This window comes from Rhizobium sp. YIM 134829 (genome assembly GCF_046546455.1).
Map to the genome: position 1 here is coordinate 1 of NZ_JBKHKI010000025.1, position 775 is coordinate 775.

Annotated in this window: 1 protein-coding gene; it reads left to right on the forward strand. The window is 65.8% G+C overall.

The features are described 5' to 3' along the window. Window positions 1-78 precede the first annotated feature (78 nt). On the forward strand, window positions 79-775 hold a 697-nt coding region (locus tag ACLE20_RS15520; RefSeq protein WP_410941217.1), incomplete at its 3' end, for an extracellular solute-binding protein.

Sequence of the window (775 nt, forward strand, 5' to 3'; positions counted from 1 at the left end):
CACCGAAGCGCAACCGACGCCGCCAGTTGCTAAGGGTATGTTCGTTAGGCAATCCTCACCTTGCAGAAAGGCCGGTCGATGTCAGCCCGTCGTAGTCGTTGGAGTCGCATCACCGCACTAGGGGCCGCCGTCGCGTTGGCAGCGGGTCTCACCGCCTGCTCGTCGTCGGAGGAAGACGACGGTCTGCTGGTCTACAACGCGCAGCACGAGTCGCTGACCAAGGAGTGGATCGACGCCTTCACCAAGGAGACCGGCATCAAGGTCACCTACCGCCAGGGCGGCGACACCGAACTGGGCAACCAGCTGATCGCCGAGGGCGACTCGTCGCCTGCCGACGTGTTCCTCACCGAGAACTCGCCCGCCATGGCCGCCGTCGAGAAGGACGGCCTGTTCACCGACGTCGACCAAGCCACCATCTCCCAGGTGCCGCCGCAGTTCCGCCCCGCCACCAACAAGTGGACCGGCGTCGCCGCGCGCACGACGGTGTTCGCCTACGACAAGACCAAGCTCAGCGAGGCTCAGCTGCCACGGTCGATCATGGATCTCGAGAAGCCGGAGTGGAAGGGCCGCTGGGGCGCGCCGCCGGTCAAGCCGGACTTCCAGGCCATCGTCGCGGCCATGCTGGAACTCACCGGCGAGCAGGCCACCAGCCAGTGGTTGGCCGCCATGAAGTCAGGCGCCGAGATCTACTCCGACAACATCGCCACGCTGCGCGCCGTCAACGACGGCCAGGTCGAGGGCGGGATCATCTACCACTACTACTGGTTCCGCGATC